Here is a 13,085-nt window from a genome sequence, read left to right on the forward strand (position 1 = left end):
ATGAGAAAATGTGCGCATGGCTGAGCTCCTCGCGGTCTGTCGCGTGTACGTCCTGCATCCCGACCCCGGCACGGTGGGGGTCACGGCGATCGACAAGCGTCCCGTGGAGGGCCGGGTCAAGGTGCGGCCCTACGGCCTCTACGCGGACGTGCAGGCAGACCGCGCCAACCACGGCGGCCTCGACCAGGCGGTGTACGCCTACGCCCAGGAGGACGCCGACCACTGGTCCGCCGAGCTGGGCCGGGAGGTCACACCTGGGCTCTTCGGCGAGAACCTGCGCGTCAGCGGCCTCGACGTGAACGGCGCGGTGATCGGCGAGCGGTGGCAGGTCGGCTCGGCGCTGCTGGAGGTCACGCAGCCGCGCACGCCCTGCCAGACCTTCGGACGGCGGCTCGGCGAGCAGCGCTGGGTGCGCCGGTTCACGCAGGCCAACCGCACGGGTGCCTACCTGCGCGTGATCGAGAACGGCGAGCTCGGCGCGGGCGACACCGTCGACGTCGTGCACCACCCCCTGCACGGGGTGACCGTCGCGGACTGGTTCGGCGCCCAGTACGGCCTGGCCCGCGCGGCGGTCGGGGCGGGTGCGGGCGCTGGTCCGGCCGGAGCGGACGCGGCGGACGCGGACGCACCCGCGGCGAACCCGACCGAACCGGAGTCCCTCGAGGAGCTCGCCCAGCGGCTGCTCAACGCGCACGCCGCGGGCGAGATCCGGCTCAGCGTCGACATGCACCGCCGCAGCGAGCAGGCCGCAGCCCGCGCCGTCGTCGACTGACCCGCCGTCAACCGACCCGCTGAGTGCGGGCTATTTGCGCTCCCTGGACGGTCAGAGCCGCAAATAGCCCGCACTCAACGAGTCAGGGGTGGGACCTGCGGTCGTGACGGGCGCGCGCGGCATCGTGCGCGTCGCGCAGGAGGGCGAGCACCGTGTCGCCGGTCGCGGGTCCGGGGAAAAGACATACGCAGCCAGGTGAGTAACGCTGACGTAGCAGTGCTACCTCTCCGTTACCCACCCTCGTGCGCAAGTGTTCCCCCGGAGTTCTCGGGACCCCGGACCCGGGCGTCAGCGGCGGCGCTCGAACCGGGCACGAGCGGCCTCGTGCGCGTCGCGCAGAAGGGCGAGCACGGTGTCGCCGGTCGCGGCCCCAGGGTTCACGACGGCGATCCAGCCGGCCGACCCGTACACCGGGTGCGGCCGCACGACGTCGGCGGTGTCAGGTCGCGGCCCTGCCTCCCCGTGCCCGCCCGGCCCAGGCCGCGCGTGCCCAGGCTCCGTAACCCCGGGCTCCGCTACCTCGGGCTCGACGGCTCCGACGAGCTCGGCCTGCCGCGCCCGTCCGACGTGGACGTTCACCCGCCAGCGTCCGGCGGGGTCGAGGTCCGAGGTGGTGTCGTCCGGGTAGTTCTTCGTGACGATCGTCCCGTACGGCTGGATGTTCCGGGGCATCTCGCCGTCGGGCGCGTAGTAGAAGAACGCATCGCCCCAGGCCAGCTCCGGGACGGTGGGGTCGCCGACGGCGGGCGCGACGACGAGGGCGCCGTCGAGCTCGCGGACGGCGGTGATGATCTGCTCGATGGTCAGGCCGGTACTGTGCTGAGGGTCCATGGTTCAAGCATCACCTTCAAGTGCTTCTGTGGGGTTGAGCGCATGACACCTCAGGCCTCGCGGCCGCTCCGCACCGCCGACGTCGCGCGGGAGTCCGGGTACTCCGTGCAACAGGTCCGCGACCTGGAGCGGCTCGGCGTCATCCCGGCGGCCACCCGCGCCGCGAACGGCTACCGCTCGTACGGCCCGGTGCACGTCCGGGCGCTCCGGGCGTACCGGGCGCTGGCGAGCGCCGCCGGGCCGGTGGTCGCGCGGGGTCTGCTCGCGCAGGCGCTGACCGGCAGCCTCGCCGACGCCGCCGCCGCGATCGGCGCCGTGCACGTCCGGCTGGCCGCCGACCGCGACGAGGCCCTCCGGGCGCAGGCGGCGCTCGCGGCCATCGAGGGCGAGGAGTCCGGGCCGGACGTCGGGACGGCGCACGCCGGGACCGCGCACGCCGGAACCGCGCACGCCGACGCGGACGTCCTGACGATCACCCAGCTCGCCGCCGCCCTCGGGGTGCGCACCTCCACGCTCCGGTTCTGGGAGCAGGAGGGGCTGGCGGTCCCAGAGCGGGTGACGACCCTGCGTGCCCGCCAGTACGGGCCGGCCGCGATCCGGGAGGCGCGGATCGTTGCCGCGCTGCGCTCCAGCGGGTACGGGATCCCGGCCGTGCGCGACGTCGTCGTGAGCCTGCGCCGCCTCCCGGGCGCCGTCGGCGGCACTGGCGAGGGGACCGCCGAGGCCCGCCAGATCCTCGACCGCCGGCTCGACCAGATCGCCGTCCGCGCGGTCGCGCTGCTCCGCGCGGGCGCGGACCTGGCCGACCTCCTCGCCCCCACAACCCCGTGAGTGCTGGCTATTTGCGCTTCTGGCCCGCAGAAAGGCGCAAATACCCAGCACTCAACGGCTGAGGGTGGGGCGGGAGGGGTGGGGCCGGGTCGGGTGGTCAGTCGTCGCTGAGGAGCTTGCCCTGGCGCACCAGGTCCTGGAGGGTGCGCTGCACCTGCTCGACGTCGGGCACGTCGTCGAGCACCATGCCCGGCTGGTCCGTGCCGTCGGAGATCACCAGGGTGCCGCAGCCGAAGATCCGGTCGCTGAGCTGCTTCTCGAAGGTGACGTTGTTGATCCGGTAGAGCGGGATGTCCCGGCCGGTCTGCGTCAGGATGCCGGTGCGCAGCGCGACCCGCTGGTTGGTGATGATGTAGCGCGTGGTGCGCCAGCGCAGGAACGGGCCCGCGGACGCGACCAGGCCGAGCACCACGAGGATCGCCGTCGCGAACCACAGCACGATCGGGTCGATCGGCAGCGGCAGCACCCACATGGCGATCAGTACCGCGACCAGCAGCAGGAGCAGCAGGATCGGCTTGACGACCTTCTTCGGGTGAGTGCGGAGCTGCATCACGATGGTCTCGCCTTCGGCGAGGTGCTCTTCCCTCATGCGGCGAATACTGCCTTACTGCGCCTTTTGGATCTACTGGTTGGATCTATTGGGCGGCCAGGTTCCATCCCTCGATCGTCCGCAGGCCGTGCCCGTACCCCAGCAGGCAGACGGCGGCGGTGCCGAGCTCGAACCGGGCCCCGAGCCGCGGGTCGACGCCGAGCCACACCGTGGCGAGCACCCGCAGCAGGTGCCCGTGCGCGACCAGCAGCACGTGCCCACCGGCCCCCGACCCCGCGTCCGACCCCGCGTCCGGCCCGGCCACCGCGCCCTCACCGGTGAGCACCTGCTCCGCCCGGGCGATCACCCGCGCGGCGCGCACGGCGACCTGGTCCAGCGTCTCGCCCGGCCGACCCTCGCCGTGATCGGCGGACGGCGGCAGCACCTGCACGCCGTCGTCGAAGATCTGGAAGTCGCGCCCCAGGATCTCCGAGACGTCGCGCGAGGTGCGGCCGTCGACCGGTCCGTAGTCCCACTCGGCCAGGTCCTCGTCGACGACGGCCCCGGGGTGGCCCACGAGCTCCGCCGTCCGCCGCGCCCGCTCCCGCGGGGACGTGTAGACGGCCGCGAACTCGTAGGCGGCCAGGGTCGCCCCCGCGGTCCGGGCCTGCTTCTCGCCGTCCGCCGTGAGCGGCAGGTCCGTGCGTCCGGTGTGCTGGCCGCTCGCGCTCCACTCGGTCTGCCCGTGTCGGAGCAGCACGAGCTGCGGCTCGCTCGGGGGCTGCAGGGCCGGTGGCCGGGCTACGGGCCGATCCGGTGGCATCGTCTCGTCGGGCATGGCACGAGCATCCTGCGTCCGGCGGCCGCGCGCACGCCTGAGGCGGCCTTCGCGGGCCGTGCGTCCGCCGGACAGCCCCTGACCTGGGCGAACACGCCACAGCCAACACGCCGGTCGAGGGTGAAGAATCCTGGTGCGCGCTGGGGGCCTGCACCTACTGTGGGGCTCGTGAGTCGTGCCACACCGGCGTCGCGCGGCGCCGTCGACCGCTTCTCCACGCGAGGCCTGCCCGCGGCGCGGCGGATCGAGCTGTGGGAGGAGCACAACGCCGACGCCCTCGTCGCGTTGCAGTGCCGCATGCTCGAGGACGACTCGGCGCTGGAGGCCTCCGAGGCGAACCTCCAGCTCGACCGGCTGCACCTGGCCCACGTCGAGGCCAACCCGCACGCCGTGGAGCGCACGGCGCGCACGGTCCGCACCCGCCCCACCGAGTCCGTGGCCCTCTACTTCACGCTCCGCGGCGAGGCGTTCTTCTACCACGACGACGGTGTGCGCCGGCTGCGGCCCGGCCAGCTCCTGGTGTGCGACGCCGACCGGCCGTTCCTGCGCGGCTTCTCCCAGGGGCTGGAGGAGCTGGCGGTCAAGGTGCCGTACGACGTGTTCCGCTCCGCGGGCGGCACCATGCCGCGCACCGCCCGGGTGATCGAGTTCGGCACGCCGTCCCCGGCGGCGGGCGGCAGCGCCCACGCCGCGGCCCTCGCCGAGCTGGTCGCGCGCGCCGTGGGCCCCGACGGCGACGGCGCGGCCGACGAGGCCGCCGTGCTCGACCTCGTCACGGCCGTGCTGGTCCGGCCGGAGGTGTCCGGGGCGCAGGCCGCGGGCGCGCACTTCGCCGCGGCCGAGCGGTACGTGCGGCAGTGGCTGCGCGACCCGACCATGTCGGCCCGTCGGATCGCCGACGCGATCGGCCTGAGCGAGCGGCAGCTCTCGCGCGTGCTCGCCGAGCACGGCACGAGCGTGCCGCGCCTGGTCGCCCGGCGGCGCGTCGAGATGGCGAGCCGGATGCTGCGCATGCCGTCGTACGCGGAGCAGACCGTCGAGGCGATCGGCCGGCGCTGCGGGTTCTCGTCGGCGGCGCAGTTCTCGCGCGTCTTCCGCGAGCAGTCGGGCATGTCGCCGTCCGAGGCCCGCCGGTACGCCCTCGCAGCCAGGGCTTGATACTTTCCGCCGACTTTCATAGCCCGCCCTTTTCCCAGGTCGGGGCGCGCGGCAGCCTGTGCGCATGCCTGAGTTCGACGACGGTCAGACCGAGACCGCACTGCCCAGCACCGCCGCTGGCACGACCCCGGAGGGACACGGCACGGTGGTCGAGACCGACGTGCTGGTCGTGGGCTCCGGCCCGGCCGGCGCGTCGGCGGCCCTGTTCCTGTCCAGCCTGGGGATCGGCAACATCATGATCACCAAGTACCGCTGGACCGCGAACACGCCCCGCGCGCACATCACCAACCAGCGCACCATGGAGATCTTCCGCGACCTGGGCATCGAGGACCAGGTGCTCGCGGACGCGACGCCGCACGAGCTGGTGGGCGACACGGTGTTCTGCACGACGATCGCGGGCGAGGAGATCGGCCGCATCCTCACCTGGGAGACCCACCCCGCCCGCGAGGCGGACGCGCGGCTGGCCTCGCCGTCGCTCACGGTCGACATCCCGCAGACCTACCTGGAACCGATCCTGGTCAAGAACGCGACCCAGCGGGGCACCCAGTCGCGGTTCTCCACGGAGTACCTGGGCCACACCCAGGACGCCGACGGCGTGAGCACCCGCGTGCTCGACCGGGTCACCGGCACCGAGTACACGATCCGCTCCAAGTACCTGATCGGCGGCGACGGCGCCCGCTCCCAGGTGGCCGCGGACATCGGCCTGCCCATGGAGGGCGCGATGGACATCGCCGGCTCCATGAACATCACGTTCAAGGCCGACCTCACGCACCTCGTGGGGCACCGCCCGTCCGTCCTGTACTGGGTGCTGCAGCCCGGCTCGGACGTCGGCGGCATCGGTGCGGGCCTGGTCCGCATGGTCCGGCCGTGGAACGAGTGGCTCATCGTCTGGGGCTACGACATCGCCGGCGAGCCGCCGCAGCTCGACGACGCCGCGGCGACCGAGATCGTGCGCCAGCTCGTGGGCGTCGAGGACCTGGACGTCGAGATCACGGGCTACTCGCTGTGGGGCAACAACCAGATGTACGCGACGCACCTTCAGCAGGGCCGCGTCTTCTGTGCGGGCGATGCCGTGCACCGGCACCCGCCGAGCAACGGCCTCGGCTCCAACACGTCGGTCCAGGACTCGTACAACCTGGCCTGGAAGATCGCGGCCGTGCTCAACGGGCAGGCGGCGCCGTCGCTGCTGGACACCTACTCGGCCGAGCGGGCGCCCGTCGCCGAGCAGATCGTGCTGCGCGCCAACAAGTCGGGCGGCGAGTTCCGGTTCATGGAGGTGCTCGGGGTCCTGGACGCCGAGACGCCGGAGGCGATGCAGGCCGCGATCGACGAGCGCAAGGCGAACACCCCGGCCGGCGCGGCCAAGCGCGCGGCGCTCGTGGAGGCGATGGACCTCAAGCACTACGAGTTCAACGCGCACGGCGTGGACATGGGCCAGTTCTACACGTCGGCCGCGATCGTCCCCGACGGTTCTCCCCAGCCTGTGGACGAGCGCGACCCCGAGCTCTACTACAAGCAGTCCACGGTCCCGGGCGCGCGGTTCCCGCACGTGTGGGTGGCCGACGTCGACGGGCACAAGCGCTCGACGCACGACCTGGTCCCGTACGGGCAGTTCACGCTGGTCACCGGCATCGCGGGCGAGGCCTGGGCCGACGCCGCCGCGAAGGTCGCGGACGAGCTCGGCGTGCCGCTGGAGGCGGTCGTCATCGGGCCGGGCCGCGAGGTCATCGACACCTACTACGACTGGGCGAAGATGCGCGGCGTCGAGGAGTCGGGCGCGATCCTGGTCCGCCCGGACGCGCACGTGGCCTGGCGCGCCCAGACCCTGGCCGACGACCCGGCGGGGGCGCTGGGCGACGCGCTGCGGTCGGTCCTCGGACGGGTCGAGCACGATGGCTGAGCCGGACGCCGGGCCGGCCGGGCAGCCGGCGGGGCCGGTGGACCCCGAGCAGGCGGCCCGCGAGCAGGAGCTCACCGACCGGGTCGCGGCGTCCTTCGCGGGCGCCGATGACGCGCGGCTGGCGACCGTCATGCAGTCCCTGACCCGGCACCTGCACGCGTTCCTGCGCGAGGTGCGGCTCACCGAGGACGAGTGGAACCGGGGCATCGAGTTCCTCACCGCCGCCGGGCACATCACGGACGACAAGCGGCAGGAGTTCATCCTGCTGTCCGACGTGCTGGGCGCCTCCATGCAGACCATCGCCATCAACAACGCGGCGTACGAGAACGCGACGGAGGCCACGGTCTTCGGCCCGTTCTTCGTGGACGACGCGCCGCGCATCGAGAACGGCGGCGACATCGCGGGCGATGCGACCGGGCAGCCCTGCTGGGTCGAGGGCACGGTCACCGACACCTCCGGCACCCCCGTGCCCGGCGCGCGCATCGAGGTGTGGGAGGCGGACGAGGACGGCTTCTACGACGTCCAGTACGGCGACGAGCGCACCGCGGGCCGCGCGCACCTCTACTCGGCCGACGACGGCGGGTACCGCTTCTGGGGCGTCACGCCCACGCCGTACCCGATCCCGCACGACGGGCCGGTCGGCGCGCTGCTCGCGGCGTCGGGCCGCTCGCCCCTGCGCGCCGCTCACCTGCACTTCATGGTGACGGCGCCCGGGCTGCGCACGCTCGTGACCCACATCTTCGTGCGCGGCGACGAGCTGCTCGCGTCGGACTCGGTGTTCGGCGTCAAGGACTCGCTCGTCATGGACTTCGAGGAGCTGCCCGCGGGCACGCCGACGCCCGACGGCCGCGCGGTCGAGGGCACGTGGGCGCGCACCCGCTTCGACGTCGTCCTGGCCCCGGCCGACTGACCCACCCGCACGACCCGACCGAAGACCCGCACCACCCGAACCACCTGCACCAAGCACCACCGGCAAGCCGCAATCCCGTGTCAGACCCACAGGTCACCCCGGTGACCTGTGGGTCCGACAACCAGAGGCTCGACGACAGACTTGGAGTGACGACGATGGTTGGCAACGGACGGTCCCTGAACAGACGGGCGCTGGCGGTCTGCGCCTCGACGGCAGCCCTGGCGAGCGCCCTGGCGGGCTGCGGCGACGTGGGCGGGGGCACGGTCGGGGGCGGCGGGGACGACGACGTCCTGAAGATCGGCTTCGTCTCGACCGAGACGGGCTCGTCGGCGCCGTTCGGCGAGGCCAACACCTACGTGATCGAGTCCATGGAGAAGTGGTTCGCCGACAACCCGGTGACCGTCGACGGCGCCGAGCAGTCCGTCGAGATCATCGTCAAGGACTCGCAGTCCGACTCCGCCCGCGCGGGCGAGGTGGCGGCCGACCTGATCAACAGCGACGGCGTCGACCTGGTGCTCACGTCGTCCACGCCGGACATCACCAACCCCGTCTCGGAGCAGTGCGAGGCCAACTCGGTCCCGTGCATCTCGACGGTCGCGCCCTGGCAGCCGTTCGCGATCCGGGAGGGTGACGAGCCCGCCGACCTGAAGTACAGCTATCACGCGTTCTGGGGCCTGGAGGACGTGTCCGCCGTCTACGCGGACATCTGGAGCCAGGTGGACACCAACCAGAAGGCGGCCGGCCTGTTCCCGAACGACCCGGACGGGCAGGCGTGGAGCGCCAACTTCCCAGCCCTGACGCAGGACACCGGCGTCACGATCGACGACCCGGGCCTCTACCCGAACGGCACCCAGGACTTCTCCGCGCAGCTCTCCGCGTTCGAGGGCCACGACATCCTGGTCGGCGTGCCGATCCCGCCGGACTTCACCACGTTCTGGCAGCAGGCCGGCCAGCAGGACTACCGGCCCAAGGTCGCGACGATCGGCAAGGCGCTGCTGTTCCCGTCGTCGGTCGAGGCGCTGGGCAACGCGGGCGACGGCCTCACCTCCGAGGTCTGGTGGCACCCCACGGCGCCGTTCACCTCGTCGCTGACCGGGCAGACCGCGCAGGAGCTGGCCGACCAGTACGAGAGCGACACGGGCAAGCAGTGGACGCAGCCCCTCGGGTTCGCCGAGGCCCTGTTCGAGATCACGGTCGCAGCCGTGCAGGAGGCCGGCTCCACCGAGCCGGACGCGATCACCGAGGCCCTGTCCACGCTGGAGGTCTCCACCGTGGTGGGCGACATCGCGTGGGGCGTCGACGACAGCGTGCCGCCGTACGTGGCCAAGACCCCGCTGGTCGGCGGCCAGTGGCGCCTGGCCGACGGCGCGGACGAGGGCAAGAACCCCTACGAGCTCGTGGTGGTCTCCAACACGCTGGCCCCGGAGATCCCGACGGGCGGCGAGGTCGAGCCGCTCCGGTGACCGAACCCCTGCTGCGGGTGACCGGCGTCGCCAAGCGCTTCGGCCGGGTGGTCACGGCCCGCGACGTGTCGTTCGAGGTGTCCGCCGGCGAGGCCCTGGGCCTCGTCGGCCCGAACGGCGCGGGCAAGACCACCCTGCTCGACGTCGTCGCGGGCACCCTGCGGGCCGACGCCGGGACCGTGGCCCTGGACGGGCAGGACGTCACCCGGCTCGGCGCGGCGGCCCGCGCCGACCGGGGCGTCGCGCGCTCGTACCAGGTGCCGCGGCCGTTCGGCGGCCTCACCGTGTACGAGAACGTGCTGGTCGGAGCGTCCTTCGCCGGACGGCGGCACGGCGGCGCCGGCGCGCCCGGCACGGCGCGGGACGCCAGTGACCGGGCCTGGCACGCGCTCGAGGTGACGGACCTGACCGGGGCGGCGAACACGCCGTCGGGCAGCCTGCGCCTGCTGGACCGCAAGCGGCTGGAGGTCGCGCGGGCGCTCGCGACCGGGCCGCGCCTGCTCCTGCTGGACGAGATCGCGGGCGGCCTCACCGACCGCGAGCTGCCCCAGGTCGTGGACCTGGTGCGCCGCCTGCGGGACGACGGCGTGGCGGTGGTCTGGATCGAGCACGTGCTGCACGCGCTGCTCGACGTCGTGGACCGCCTGCTGTGCCTCGCCGCCGGCGAGGTGATCGCGCAGGGCGACCCGCACGAGGTGATCCGCAGCCCGCGGGTGGTCGAGGTGTACCTGGGCTCCACCGTCGACTCCGTGCCCGGCTCCGTGCCCGACGCCTTGCCGGGGGAGCCGGTATGAGCGTCCTGGAGGTCACGGGCCTGGAGGTCCGGTACGGCGACCTGCTCGCCGTCGACGGCGTCGGGCTGACCCTCGGCGAGGGGGAGACCCTCGCCGTTCTCGGCGCCAACGGCGCCGGCAAGTCCACGCTGCTCGCGGCGCTCGCGGGCACCCAGCTGCCCACGGCGGGCACCGTGCTGCTCGACGGCGCCCCGGTCACCCGGGTGCCCGCGCACCGGCGGGTGCGGCGCGGCATCGCGCTCGTGCCGGAGGGACGGCGCCTGTTCGCGTCGCTCACCGTCGAGGAGAACCTGCTCATGGGCCGCTACCCGGGGCGGCCGGGGCCATGGGACCTGCGCGCCGCGTACGACGTGTTCCCGCACGTCGCCGAGCTGCGGGACCGGCGCGCCGGCGTGCTGTCGGGCGGCCAGCAGCAGGCCGTCGCGATCGGCCGGGCCCTCCTGACCAACCCGCGCGTGCTGCTCCTCGACGAGGTGTCGCTCGGGCTGGCGCCCTCCGTGGTCACCCAGATCTACGACGCCGTCCGCCGCATCACGGCGGAGGGCACCACGGCGCTCGTCGTCGAGCAGGACCTGGACCAGGCGCTGCGCGTGGCCGACCGCGTCCAGTGCCTCCTGGGCGGGCGCACCGTGCTGGAGGCCCCGGCCGCGGGCCTGGACCGCGAGGCCGTGGCCGACGCCTACTTCGGCATCGCCCCCGCCCCGACGCCCGCCCCCGCCTCGACCCCCGACCCCGCCCCGAGACCCACGGAGGCCTGATGGACTGGCTCAACGCCGGCGTGCAGGGCGTGCTGCTCGGCGGGCAGTACGCCCTGCTGGCCTGCGGCCTGTCGCTGATCTTCGGCGTGATGCGCATCGTCAACCTGGCGCACGGCGTGCTCGCGGTGCTCGCCGCGTACCTGTCGCTCGTGCTGGTGCAGCAGGGCCTGCCCCTGTGGCTCGCGGTGGTCGTGGTGGTGCCGGTGTTCGCGGCGCTCGGGTACGCCGTGCAGCGCGGCCTGTTCAACCCGGCCCTCGCGCAGGTCCGGGGTTCGGGCGAGGCCCGCCAGGGCGCGCCCGGCGCGGGCGAGCTCGCGCCCCTGCTGGTGTCGTTCGGCGTCGCCGTGGCCCTGACCAGCCTGCTCCAGGAGGTGTTCAGCGCGGACACCCGCAAGATCCCCACGGGCGACCTCGCCTCGGCGGGCGTGCCGCTCGGCCCGCTCTCGGTGGGCCTGCTGCCGCTGATCACCCTGGTCGTGGCCGCCGCGGTGATCGCGGGGGTCCAGGTCTTCCTGGCGCGCACGGCCACGGGCCGCGCCATGCGCGCCGTCGCCGACGACGCCGGGGCCGCCGCGATGTACGGCGTCGACCCGAAGCACACCTACGCCGTGGCGACCGCCCTCGCGTTCGCCACGCTGGCGCTCGCGGGCGTGTTCGTCGGCATGAGCACGCAGTTCTCGCCGGGGTACGGCGACCTCGTGCTGCTGTTCGCGTTCGAGGCCGTGATCATCGGCGGGCTCGGGTCGCTGTGGGGCACGCTCCTGGGCGGCATCGTGCTGGGCCTCGCCCAGACGGTCGGCGCCCAGATCGACCCGCAGTCCGGGGTGCTCGCCGGGCACCTCGTCTTCCTCGCCGTGCTGGTGGTCCGGCCGGGCGGCCTGCTGCCGAGGAGCGTGCCGGCATGACCGCGCCGAACACCGCCCCGGACGCCGCCGCCCCGGACACCGCCGCCCCGGCGGCCCCGATCGTCACGCGGGGCGGGCGCGGGTCCCTCGTCGGGGGTGGGGTGCTCCTGCTCGTCGTGGTGCTCCTCGCCGCCGTCATCCCCTACGTCGTGACCCTCGGCGCGCTGTCCAGCCTGGTCATGCTCTTCGCCCTCGTGATACTCGGTACCACCTGGAACCTGCTCGCCGGGTACGGCGGCATGGTGAGCGTGGGCCAGCAGGCGTACGTCGGCGTGGGCGGGTACGCCCTGATCCAGCTCGCCGACGCCGTCGGCGCCCCGCCGTGGGTCGCCGTCCTGGCGGCCGGCCTCGTGGGCGCCGCGATCGCCCTGCCGACGAGCTACCTGGTGTTCCGCCTCGCCGGCGGGTACTTCGCGATCGGCACCTGGGTGGTGGCCGAGGTGTTCCGCCTGGTCACGATGCAGATCGACGGGCTCGGCGGCGGCGGCGGGCTGTCCCTGAGCGCGTTCCGCGGCACCGACCGGGTGGACCGCGTGGCGTTCGTCTACTGGTTCGCGCTGGCGCTCGTGGTCGCCGTCGTGCTCGGGACCTACCTGCTCATGCGGTCCCGGGTGGGACTCGGGCTCACGGCGATCCGCGACGACCGCGTCGCGGCGAGCAGCCTGGGCGTGGCCGTGGATCGCGGCCGCCGCATCGTCTACGTCGCCGGATCGGCCGGCGCCGCCCTCGCGGGCGCGCTGATCGCGCTGAGCACGCTCGGCGTCACCCCGGGATCGATCTACTCCGTGAACTGGACGGCGGCGATGATCTTCATCGTCGTGGTCGGCGGCATCGGGACCATCGAGGGGCCGATCGTGGGGGCCGTCCTCTACTGGGCGTTGCAGCAGGCCCTGGCGCCGCTGGGCACCTGGTACCTCGTGGTGCTCGGCGTGGTGGCGGTGGCGGTCGTGCTGCTCGCGCCGCGCGGACTCTGGGGCCTGGTGGCGGGGCGGTTCCAGCTCTTCCCCACGACGTACCGGGTGCGCATCTGACGGTGCGGTGGATCTGACGGCGCGATGAGTCCGACGTCACAGCCTCTTCAGTCGACGCGCGACTCGGTATCAACGAGGATGGATGATCCGCAGACCAGCGGGTGAACCACGTGCAGCGTAGCCGTAAGCCTGCACCGGAGGAGGACCCATGACGGACGCCGACGACGCCCAGTACCACTCCATCGCCAACCCTCGCCGGACCACGCTCATGCACCGGAGCGTGACCGATACGTACGGGTCGCAACACGAGGAACGCGAGACGCCGGCCGACGACGCCGCCGCGGGCTGACCGCGCAGCGGCTCCCGCCGAGAGCTGTGCCCACGACAGAGGGCCCGGCCGCACGCCACGACGTGGCGCATGCGGC

General features: G+C 73.5%; 14 protein-coding genes. 11 read left to right on the plus strand and 3 right to left on the minus strand.

Annotation, left to right across the window (positions count from 1 at the left end; genetic code table 11):
• Positions 1–16 precede the first annotated feature (16 nt).
• The gene (locus tag ACFWEJ_RS05315; protein ID WP_377228165.1) at positions 17–772 is read left to right on the plus strand and encodes an MOSC domain-containing protein; all 756 of its coding nucleotides are present in this window, start codon (positions 17–19) and stop codon (positions 770–772) included.
• A gap of 288 nt (positions 773–1,060) precedes the next feature.
• Here ACFWEJ_RS05315 and ACFWEJ_RS05320 read toward each other — a convergent pair whose 3' ends face one another.
• The gene (locus tag ACFWEJ_RS05320; protein WP_377228166.1) at positions 1,061–1,603 is read right to left on the minus strand and encodes a DUF6194 family protein; all 543 of its coding nucleotides are present in this window, start codon (positions 1,601–1,603) and stop codon (positions 1,061–1,063) included.
• Between the two features lie 42 nt (positions 1,604–1,645).
• Here ACFWEJ_RS05320 and ACFWEJ_RS05325 point away from each other — a divergent pair, with 42 nt between their 5' ends.
• Complete coding sequence (locus ACFWEJ_RS05325) at positions 1,646–2,434, plus strand: MerR family transcriptional regulator (RefSeq protein WP_377228167.1); 789 nt, start codon at positions 1,646–1,648, stop codon at positions 2,432–2,434.
• Between the two features lie 97 nt (positions 2,435–2,531).
• Here ACFWEJ_RS05325 and ACFWEJ_RS05330 read toward each other — a convergent pair whose 3' ends face one another.
• Positions 2,532–3,023: a PH domain-containing protein gene (locus ACFWEJ_RS05330; RefSeq protein ID WP_377228168.1), complete on the minus strand. Its 492-nt coding sequence runs from the start codon at positions 3,021–3,023 to the stop codon at positions 2,532–2,534.
• Positions 3,024–3,069: 46 nt separating this feature from the next.
• The gene (locus ACFWEJ_RS05335; protein ID WP_377228169.1) at positions 3,070–3,801 is read right to left on the minus strand and encodes a histidine phosphatase family protein; all 732 of its coding nucleotides are present in this window, start codon (positions 3,799–3,801) and stop codon (positions 3,070–3,072) included.
• Positions 3,802–3,969: 168 nt separating this feature from the next.
• Between ACFWEJ_RS05335 and ACFWEJ_RS05340 the strand changes: the two genes are divergently transcribed.
• The 9 genes from ACFWEJ_RS05340 to ACFWEJ_RS05380 all read left to right on the plus strand — a co-directional run bounded on the left by ACFWEJ_RS05340 (position 3,970) and on the right by ACFWEJ_RS05380 (position 13,009).
• Entirely contained in the window at positions 3,970–4,959 is a 990-nt protein-coding gene (locus ACFWEJ_RS05340) for a helix-turn-helix domain-containing protein (RefSeq protein WP_377228170.1), read from the plus strand.
• 64 nt (positions 4,960–5,023) lie between these two features.
• On the plus strand, positions 5,024–6,859 hold the full coding sequence (locus ACFWEJ_RS05345; RefSeq protein ID WP_377228171.1) for an FAD-dependent oxidoreductase: 1,836 nt from the start codon (positions 5,024–5,026) through the stop codon (positions 6,857–6,859).
• Positions 6,852–7,769 (plus strand): dioxygenase, encoded by a 918-nt coding sequence (locus tag ACFWEJ_RS05350; protein WP_377228172.1) that lies wholly within the window; start codon positions 6,852–6,854, stop codon positions 7,767–7,769. The genes ACFWEJ_RS05345 and ACFWEJ_RS05350 overlap by 8 nt, the downstream gene beginning before the upstream one ends.
• Before the next feature lie 155 nt (positions 7,770–7,924).
• Entirely contained in the window at positions 7,925–9,232 is a 1,308-nt protein-coding gene (locus tag ACFWEJ_RS05355; protein ID WP_377228173.1) for an ABC transporter substrate-binding protein, read from the plus strand.
• Positions 9,229–10,026, plus strand: coding sequence for an ABC transporter ATP-binding protein (locus ACFWEJ_RS05360; RefSeq protein WP_377228174.1), 798 nt, complete (start codon positions 9,229–9,231; stop codon positions 10,024–10,026). Before ACFWEJ_RS05355 ends, ACFWEJ_RS05360 begins: the two co-directional genes overlap by 4 nt.
• Positions 10,023–10,784 (plus strand): ABC transporter ATP-binding protein, encoded by a 762-nt coding sequence (locus ACFWEJ_RS05365; protein ID WP_377228175.1) that lies wholly within the window; start codon positions 10,023–10,025, stop codon positions 10,782–10,784. Before ACFWEJ_RS05360 ends, ACFWEJ_RS05365 begins: the two co-directional genes overlap by 4 nt.
• Positions 10,784–11,689, plus strand: a complete 906-nt coding sequence (locus tag ACFWEJ_RS05370; protein WP_377228176.1) for a branched-chain amino acid ABC transporter permease — start codon at positions 10,784–10,786, stop codon at positions 11,687–11,689. The genes ACFWEJ_RS05365 and ACFWEJ_RS05370 overlap by 1 nt, the downstream gene beginning before the upstream one ends.
• Positions 11,686–12,720 (plus strand): branched-chain amino acid ABC transporter permease, encoded by a 1,035-nt coding sequence (locus tag ACFWEJ_RS05375; RefSeq protein WP_377228177.1) that lies wholly within the window; start codon positions 11,686–11,688, stop codon positions 12,718–12,720. Before ACFWEJ_RS05370 ends, ACFWEJ_RS05375 begins: the two co-directional genes overlap by 4 nt.
• Before the next feature lie 148 nt (positions 12,721–12,868).
• Entirely contained in the window at positions 12,869–13,009 is a 141-nt protein-coding gene (locus ACFWEJ_RS05380; RefSeq protein WP_377228178.1) for a hypothetical protein, read from the plus strand.
• Positions 13,010–13,085 lie beyond the last annotated feature (76 nt).

Source organism: Promicromonospora sp. NPDC060204 (assembly GCF_042728455.1).
Taxonomy (GTDB): Bacteria; Actinomycetota; Actinomycetes; order Actinomycetales; family Cellulomonadaceae; genus Promicromonospora.

Excerpts from the sequence above, each read along its gene's own strand:
- ACFWEJ_RS05315 (WP_377228165.1), top strand. The coding sequence starts at position 17 with ATGGCTGAGCTCCTCGCGGTCTGTCGCGTGTACGTCCTGCATCCCGAC.
- ACFWEJ_RS05380 (WP_377228178.1), top strand. The coding sequence starts at position 12,869 with ATGACGGACGCCGACGACGCCCAGTACCACTCCATCGCCAACCCTCGC.
- ACFWEJ_RS05365 (WP_377228175.1), top strand. The coding sequence starts at position 10,023 with ATGAGCGTCCTGGAGGTCACGGGCCTGGAGGTCCGGTACGGCGACCTG.
- ACFWEJ_RS05325 (WP_377228167.1), top strand. The coding sequence starts at position 1,646 with ATGACACCTCAGGCCTCGCGGCCGCTCCGCACCGCCGACGTCGCGCGG.
- ACFWEJ_RS05330 (WP_377228168.1), bottom strand. The coding sequence starts at position 3,023 with ATGAGGGAAGAGCACCTCGCCGAAGGCGAGACCATCGTGATGCAGCTC.
- ACFWEJ_RS05335 (WP_377228169.1), bottom strand. The coding sequence starts at position 3,801 with ATGCCCGACGAGACGATGCCACCGGATCGGCCCGTAGCCCGGCCACCG.
- ACFWEJ_RS05375 (WP_377228177.1), top strand. The coding sequence starts at position 11,686 with ATGACCGCGCCGAACACCGCCCCGGACGCCGCCGCCCCGGACACCGCC.
- ACFWEJ_RS05320 (WP_377228166.1), bottom strand. The coding sequence starts at position 1,603 with ATGGACCCTCAGCACAGTACCGGCCTGACCATCGAGCAGATCATCACC.
- ACFWEJ_RS05370 (WP_377228176.1), top strand. The coding sequence starts at position 10,784 with ATGGACTGGCTCAACGCCGGCGTGCAGGGCGTGCTGCTCGGCGGGCAG.
- ACFWEJ_RS05355 (WP_377228173.1), top strand. The coding sequence starts at position 7,925 with ATGGTTGGCAACGGACGGTCCCTGAACAGACGGGCGCTGGCGGTCTGC.
- ACFWEJ_RS05345 (WP_377228171.1), top strand. The coding sequence starts at position 5,024 with ATGCCTGAGTTCGACGACGGTCAGACCGAGACCGCACTGCCCAGCACC.
- ACFWEJ_RS05350 (WP_377228172.1), top strand. The coding sequence starts at position 6,852 with ATGGCTGAGCCGGACGCCGGGCCGGCCGGGCAGCCGGCGGGGCCGGTG.